Source organism: Thermoanaerobacterium butyriciformans, assembly GCF_017874545.1.
GTDB classification, from domain to species: domain Bacteria; phylum Bacillota; class Thermoanaerobacteria; order Thermoanaerobacterales; family Thermoanaerobacteraceae; genus Thermoanaerobacterium; species Thermoanaerobacterium butyriciformans.
Map to the genome: position 1 here is coordinate 24,430 of NZ_JAGGLT010000036.1, position 7,421 is coordinate 31,850.

The 7,421-nt window shown below is 31.3% G+C and carries 9 protein-coding genes; all 9 read right to left on the reverse strand.

Annotated features, from left to right (window positions below):
• Positions 1–2: 2 nt before the first annotated feature.
• The 9 genes from dxr to J2Z80_RS13360 all read right to left on the reverse strand — a co-directional run bounded on the left by dxr (position 3) and on the right by J2Z80_RS13360 (position 7,271).
• Positions 3–1,151: a 1-deoxy-D-xylulose-5-phosphate reductoisomerase gene (gene dxr / locus J2Z80_RS13320; protein ID WP_209454821.1), complete on the reverse strand. Its 1,149-nt coding sequence runs from the start codon at positions 1,149–1,151 to the stop codon at positions 3–5.
• Positions 1,152–1,163: 12 nt separating this feature from the next.
• Complete coding sequence (locus J2Z80_RS13325) at positions 1,164–1,946, reverse strand: phosphatidate cytidylyltransferase (RefSeq protein ID WP_209454822.1); 783 nt, start codon at positions 1,944–1,946, stop codon at positions 1,164–1,166.
• Between the two features lie 17 nt (positions 1,947–1,963).
• Positions 1,964–2,725 (reverse strand): undecaprenyl pyrophosphate synthase, encoded by a 762-nt coding sequence (uppS, locus tag J2Z80_RS13330; RefSeq protein ID WP_209454823.1) that lies wholly within the window; start codon positions 2,723–2,725, stop codon positions 1,964–1,966.
• Between the two features lie 47 nt (positions 2,726–2,772).
• Positions 2,773–2,949, reverse strand: a complete 177-nt coding sequence (locus J2Z80_RS13335; protein WP_209454824.1) for a hypothetical protein — start codon at positions 2,947–2,949, stop codon at positions 2,773–2,775.
• Positions 2,946–3,500 (reverse strand): ribosome recycling factor, encoded by a 555-nt coding sequence (gene frr, locus J2Z80_RS13340; protein WP_209454825.1) that lies wholly within the window; start codon positions 3,498–3,500, stop codon positions 2,946–2,948. The genes J2Z80_RS13335 and frr overlap by 4 nt, the downstream gene beginning before the upstream one ends.
• Positions 3,501–3,502: 2 nt before the next feature.
• Positions 3,503–4,213 (reverse strand): UMP kinase, encoded by a 711-nt coding sequence (gene pyrH, locus J2Z80_RS13345; protein ID WP_209454826.1) that lies wholly within the window; start codon positions 4,211–4,213, stop codon positions 3,503–3,505.
• A 102-nt stretch (positions 4,214–4,315) separates the two neighbouring features.
• Positions 4,316–4,933, reverse strand: coding sequence for a translation elongation factor Ts (gene tsf / locus J2Z80_RS13350; protein ID WP_209454827.1), 618 nt, complete (start codon positions 4,931–4,933; stop codon positions 4,316–4,318).
• 64 nt (positions 4,934–4,997) lie between these two features.
• Entirely contained in the window at positions 4,998–5,705 is a 708-nt protein-coding gene (gene rpsB / locus J2Z80_RS13355) for a 30S ribosomal protein S2 (protein WP_209454828.1), read from the reverse strand.
• A gap of 312 nt (positions 5,706–6,017) precedes the next feature.
• Complete coding sequence (locus tag J2Z80_RS13360) at positions 6,018–7,271, reverse strand: transposase (RefSeq protein ID WP_209454829.1); 1,254 nt, start codon at positions 7,269–7,271, stop codon at positions 6,018–6,020.
• Positions 7,272–7,421: the final 150 nt, after the last annotated feature.

A 7,421-nucleotide genomic window follows, 5' to 3' on the forward strand; every position in this document is an offset into this window, starting at 1 on the left:
TATCACCTCATATACTCACGCTTAATTTTTGCCCTTATTTCACTATCTACTTCTATTATATCATTTAATTTTGGATTAATGATGTTTTTATGATTATTCATATATTTTTCTATTATATAAGGAATATCATTAAAAGAAATTATTTTTTTTAAAAACATTTGAACTGCTACTTCATCTGCCGTATTTAATACAGTTGTCATCGTTCCACCTTCTTTTAATGCGTCATATGCCAGTCGAAGACATCTAAACGTATTAATATCTGGTTTTTCAAAGGACAAATTTCCAATCTTTGTTACATCAAGATAAGAAACACCGTCTATATATTTTCTGTTTGGAAAATTAAGTGCGTATTGTATTGGTATTCTCATATCCGGTGTTGCCATTTCTGCAATAATACTACCATCTATAAATTCCACCATTGAATGAATTATACTTTCTTTGTGTACGACAACTTCTATTTTATCTATAGGCATATCAAAAAGCCATTTAGCTTCTATCACCTCAAAGCCTTTATTCATCAGTGTAGCAGAGTCAATGGTAATTTTTTTCCCCATTTTCCAATTAGGGTGCTTTAAAGCTTCCTCAACAGTAACGTATTTTAATTCATTCACCGTTTTACCTCTGAATGGTCCTCCAGATGCAGTGATAATCAATTTATTTACGAACTCTTTTTTACCAGATTGAATACATTGAAATATTGCATTATGCTCACTATCAACAGGAAGTATATTTATATTTTTCTCATTTGCCAGTCTTTTAATTATGTGTCCACCTGTAACTAAGCATTCTTTATTCGCAAGTGCGATGTCATGTCCCGCTTCAATTGCTTTTATAGTGGGTACAAGTGCCGCAATGCCTTCAATAGCTACTACAACAGTTTGAACATCTGGCAGAGAAGCTATCTCATTTATTCCATCTTCACCAGAAAGTATCACTGTACTGTCGTCAATCATATCCTTCAATTTTTTTGCATATGTTGTGTCTTTCACAGCTACAAATTTCGGTTTAAACTCATCAATTTGTTTCTTCATAAGTTCAATATTATTATAACACGTTAATCCAATAACTCGAAATTCGTTTGACTTTCTTACTACATCAAGAGTTTGCGTACCAATAGAACCTGTAGAACCCAATATAACTATATTTTTCATGTTATGCTCCTTTCATCTGTAGACATACGTAAAAAAGATATAAATATATGGAGATACAAATAAAATGCTATCAAATCTATCTAAAACACCGCCATGACCAGGGATAATCTTGCTAAAATCTTTTGTATTGCAATTTCGCTTTATCAATGAAGCAAAAAGATCACCTATCTGAGCTACTAGACTTCCGGTAATGCTTAAAGCAATTATGTAAAAAATATTTATCTGCAATTTTTCTTTAAATAAATATGTAAAAATAAGACAACCTATTAGAGAACCTATTATACCACCTATAGAACCTTCGAAAGTTTTATTTGGACTTATATTAGGACATAATTTATTTCTACCAACATGTTTTCCTACAAAATATGCAAAAGTATCTGTTAACCATGATATGATAAATATAAGCCATACCAACAAGTACCCATTATTAATGTCTCTTATTTTTCCTATATAAGAAAAGAAAATTATATAGATAACACCTGCCATTGTAATTGAAGTATCCTCTAAATTATATTTTCTCTGCAATATTGGCACAGTAAAAATGATTATGGCTATTAATATAATAACATCCATGGTATTGTAAGAATATCCTAAAACATAAAAAAATAAAATTGCTATATACCCTATATAGTTTATTGGTTTTATATTGATATTTTTGAAAACAGTATAAAATTCGTTTAATCCCATAAGGCTTATTGCTGCTAAAAATAGCCTTAGATACCATCCACCTGCTATTAATGCTATGAAAACCAAAGGAAGGCCAATTATTGCACTTGATATCCTTTTTTTTAACATAAGTTCAACTCCTTAATTTATATACCGCCAAACCGTCTGTTTCGCTTTTGATAATCAACTATAGCTTCTATGAGGTGATCTTTATCAAAATCAGGCCATAATATATCAGAAAACCATAATTCTGAATAGGCAGATTGCCATAACATAAAATTGCTGATTCTCAGTTCACCGCTAGGTCTTATGATTAAATCTGGATCAGGTTGTCCTGCTGTATACAGGTTATCAGCAATGATTTGTTCATCTATATCATTTAATTTTATTTTGCCATCTAACAATGATTTACTTATCTTTTTAACAGCGTTGACTATTTCATTTCTTCCACCATAGTTTAAAGCTATGTTTAAAACAAGTCCTTTATTATTTTTTGTTATTTCTTCTGATTCTTTAACCTTGATTTTACATTTCTCAGGTATTTTTGATAAATCGCCAATGAAATTTAATTTTACGTCATTTTCATTCAATTCATCTATTTCGCGTCCTAAATATTCGATCAACAGATTCATTAATCCATTTACCTCGTCTGCAGGTCTTTTCCAATTTTCTGTTGAAAATGCGTATAATGTTAAATACTTGATTCCAATTTCAGATGATGCCTTAACTACTCTTTTTACTGCTTCCATACCAGCTCTATGTCCAAGTGTCCTTACAAATCCTCTTCTTTTCGCCCATCTGCCATTGCCATCCATTATAATTGCCACATGCTTTGGAATATTATTCATATCTAATTTCTTTTCCATTTCGTGAGCAGTATTTTTCCTTCGATTTATAATAAAGCTCATTAATTTTCCTCCTTATAATATGGGCAATACCCCCTCGTGCGAGGGGGTTAAAATTCAGCTGCTATAACCGATAATATACCTTCTTCAAACTTCGTTTTTAAAACACGCTTTTGATATCCTTTATAGTGTTTTACAGGTTCAGTTATTACTATTTTATATTTAATGTTGTTTTTATCTAAAATTTGTTTAACAGTTTCAATATCATAGCCAATGATATCAATCAAAATTCCAGTATCTCCTTTTCTTTTTGCTCTAAAATTTTATCTATTTCTTTTATATATTTATCAGTAAGTTTTTGTACATTTTCTTCCTTTTTTATCTTTTCATCTTCAGATATTTCTCCATTTTTATCCATCTTCTTAATAACATCATTAGCATCTCGTCTAATCTGCCTTACTGCGACTCTAGCTTCTTCTCCTTTTTTATGGACCAGTTTAACAAGCTCTTTTCTTCTTTCCTCTGTTAAATCTGGGAAAACTAATCTGATTATTTTACCATCAGAAGTAGGATTTATATTCAAATCAGATTTTTGAATAGCCTTTTCAATTTCTGAAATTTTTGATGTATCCCATGGTTGTATTACTATGACTTTTGGCTCTGGTGCTGTAATTGTTGCCAACTTGTTTATTGGTGTCATAGTTCCATAGTAATCGATCGAAATCCTATCTAAAAGTGAAGGATTTGCTCTGCCGGCTCTAATCGACACTAACTCGCTTTTTAAAACTGCTATAGACTTTTTCATTTTCTCTTCGGTATTTTTTAATAAATCATCCATTGTTATCCCTCCTTAACAATTGTTCCTATTTTTTGACCCATTATTACATTCTTTATATTGCCTGGCACAGTTAAATTAAAAACAATAATTGGTATATTGTTGTCCATGCATAGAGAAGTTGCGGTCGAATCCATCACACCAAGTCCTTTGTTCAATACATCAAGATACGACAATTTGTCAAATTTTATCGCATCTTTAAATTTCATAGGATCTTTATCATAAACGCCATCTACTTTTTTTGCAAGCAGAATTACTTCAGCATCTATTTCAGCAGCTCTTAAAGAGGCTGTCGTATCTGTAGAGAAGAAAGGATTACCTGTACCTGCTGCAAAAATCACAACTCTTCCTTTTTCAAGATGCCTAATAGCTCTTCTTCTAATATAAGGCTCGGCAATCTGTCTCATTTCAATAGCAGTTTGCACTCTTGTTTCTACACCTCTTCGCTCCAAAGCATCTTGCAAAGCAAGAGAATTGATAACCGTAGCAAGCATACCCATATGATCAGCGGTAGTTCTATCCATACCTATACCTTCTCTACCTCTCCAAATATTACCACCTCCAATCACAATGCCAATTTGAATTCCCATTTCTTTGACTTCTTTTATTTGATCAGCAATTAAATTAACAGTTCCAAAATCGATTCCATAACCTGCACTACCAGATAAAGCTTCTCCTGATATTTTTAATATTACCCGTTTGTATTTTACAGACATTAGAACACCTCATTTTATTATTCTATAAAAATATTAAAAATCCTTCATAGTTCTATTAAAAATAGGACACAACCGTGTCCTATTTTGGTTGCCTATTTAATTTTATTCTTCTTCTTGAGGATTTTCAATACCTTCTCCTCTTTCAAATCTAACAAATCTTCTGATTATTATATTTTCACCAAGTTTAGCAATTAATTCGTTTAATAAATCTTTTACTGTTTTACTATCATCTCTTATATACAGTTGTTCTAATAGGCAATTTTCTTTGTAGAATTTTTCCAGACGTCCTTCAATAATTTTGTCAATGACTTGTTGTGGCTTACCTTCATTTAATGATTGTGCTTTTAAAATTTCCCTTTCTTTTTCAATGACTTCTTGTGGTACATCTTCTCTCTTTATGTACTGCGGATTTGCTGCAGCGATTTGCATGCATATTTCTTTTACAAAAGACTTGAAATCATCTGTATTTGCAACAAAATCCGTTTCACAATTAACTTCTACGAGAACACCAATTCTACCTCCACCATGAATATATGAGTCGACTAGTCCTTCATTTGCTGTTCTACCAGCTTTTTTTGCAGCTGCTGCTAATCCTCTTTCCCGCAATAAATCAATAGCTTTTTCAATATTTCCATTAGAATCAGTAAGCGCCCTTTTACAATCCATCATACCTGCTCCAGTACGCTCTCTAAGCTCTTTAACCTGTTGTGCAGAAATCATTTTTTAACCTCCATCCTTAATATAATTTATGGTAAGGACAAGAAAACTCCTTACCACAATTAAATTATTCTTCAACAGCAGTTAATTGTTCACCCTGTTTAGCTTCAATTACAGCATCGGCTATCTTTGAAGCTATCAGTTTTACAGCGCGAATTGCATCATCATTTCCTGGTATTGGATAATCTACTTCTTCAGGATCACAATTTGTATCAACGATGGCTACTATAGGAATATCAAGATTTTTAGCTTCCGCAATAGCTATTGCTTCTTTTTTAGGATCCACAACAAATAATACTGATGGAATTCCGTTCATATCTTCTATTCCACCTAAATACTTTTGAAGTCTTTCCTTTTCTTTTCTAAGCTTGATAACTTCTTTTTTAGGCAAAACTTCAAAAGTTCCATCTTCTTCCATTTGTTTTAATTCTTTTAGTCTCTCAACTCTGCTTCTAATTGTCTTATAGTTGGTTAGCATTCCACCCAGCCATCTTTGATTAACATAATACATTCCACATCTTTCTGCTTCTTCTTTAACTGAATCCTGTGCCTGCTTTTTGGTACCTACAAATAAAACTGTACCATTATTTGAGACAACTTCCTTAATAAAGTCATAAGCTTCCTCAATCTTTTTTACCGTTTTTTGAAGGTCTATTATATATATCCCATTTCTTTCGGTAAAGATATACGGAGCCATTTTGGGATTCCATCTTCTTGTTTGATGGCCGAAATGTACGCCTGCTTCTAATAATTGTTTCATTGATATTACTGACATATTTTCACCTCCTGGTTATTCCTCCGTTCAAATCATCTCTTAAAACGACCATTTAGGCACCAGTTTTAAGATCCTTGAACGTGCGTTATCCACACATTAATATATTATATTATGATATAATTGTCAATATATATTTTATATTTTCAGAGATTTCGCATCAAAATTCCAGCAAAAAATTTATTTTTACAAGAATTTTTATATTTTATATTTAGTTGAATATATGGTAATAGTAAATCCATTTAGATGCTAAAAAAGTTATACTTTCCCCTTACCCCACAGATCTTAATAATGAATTTCCAGTTTTGTTTCAAATTATGTCTTCACAAACAGTGGATTTCTCCATCCAGTTTCGATGATAAATATCTCATCTTTTATATCTTCAATAATATCTATTTGAAGCATATGCTTTTCCCTAAATTTTCTTATACACCTGAAGAAATATAATTGCATCAAATTAAATGCTATTATTATAAACATTAACACAGTTTCTACACCCTCAGGACTGTGCAGAAAACAGTGATTTAAATGCCATTCTGTTTTTAGTTGATGAAAAACATTGTTTTCAATTTCCCATCTTTTATGTATTATTTTCCATAGGGTTTCTACTGAAGTAACTTTAGATGTAGTTATTATCCATGATTCTTTTATTTCTACTTTGCTTGAGCTATGTATCTCCTCTATAAATTTTATAAACCTTACTTCTATGTCGGAATTAGGCATTTGAAAATTGTCTTCGTCCCAGGCCTTTATTTTAATATAATTGTTACTTTTTTTCTTAACAGTCCATTCTTTATCTGCTTCTCGACACTTAAATAAACCAAGTGCATCCTTAACTATATTAAGTCTTTCATCTTTAACCCTTACTACTGCATCCATCCCTATTGATAATACTTCTTTAATCCAGGTAGATTTGCAATATAATGCATCAGCTACTATAATGTCTGCAAAATGATGAAATTCTTTATGCAATTTTCTAATTAGACGCTTGCCTGCTGTGATTTCTCCTTCGTCTTTATCTGAAGCATCTCTTTTAGGTTCAAGCATTTCCTGACCTATGATAAGATGTGGATCAGAACCTACAGTTGCACATATTACTGACCTATGAAAGTAATGAGTAATCCCGTCCTTTTGGACTCGTGTAAGACAATTATCACAGCACTTATTAGTGCTTTCAAATAACTCTACACCATCTATTGCAACAACTTTTAGTCCATCTATAGTTCCTTTTCTAAAAACCTTATTTTTTGTACTTGTCTCGATTATACTATTATTAAGCTCATTTAAGCCATATAAATCAAAATTACTTAAAACACGCCTAATAGTGTCAATACGAGGAATTTTAGTCTTTTTAGGTAATACTTTTTTAAATTTACCTTTTTTAAGCCAATGTTCCAATCTATTAAAACTCCTTATTTGAAGCATAAATCCAAATAATACTACAAAGGTAACTGTTGAAATTTTTACTGAAGATTTTGCTCTTTTATCTTTTAGGGTATTGATTTTTTCTCCAAGATGGTATATCTTAGAGAAGTAAGTTAATATTTGTTTTAAATAACTTTTGTTCATTTTATCAGCATCCTTTCTATTTAGGTTGTTGCAAAACATATTATAGAAAGGATGCTTTTACTATGAAAACTTATTATATAAGTAGCTAAAAAAGCGCAGACTTCCCCTAGAGCTTTTAAAATAGACTTTAAAGGAAATTAATGGATATAT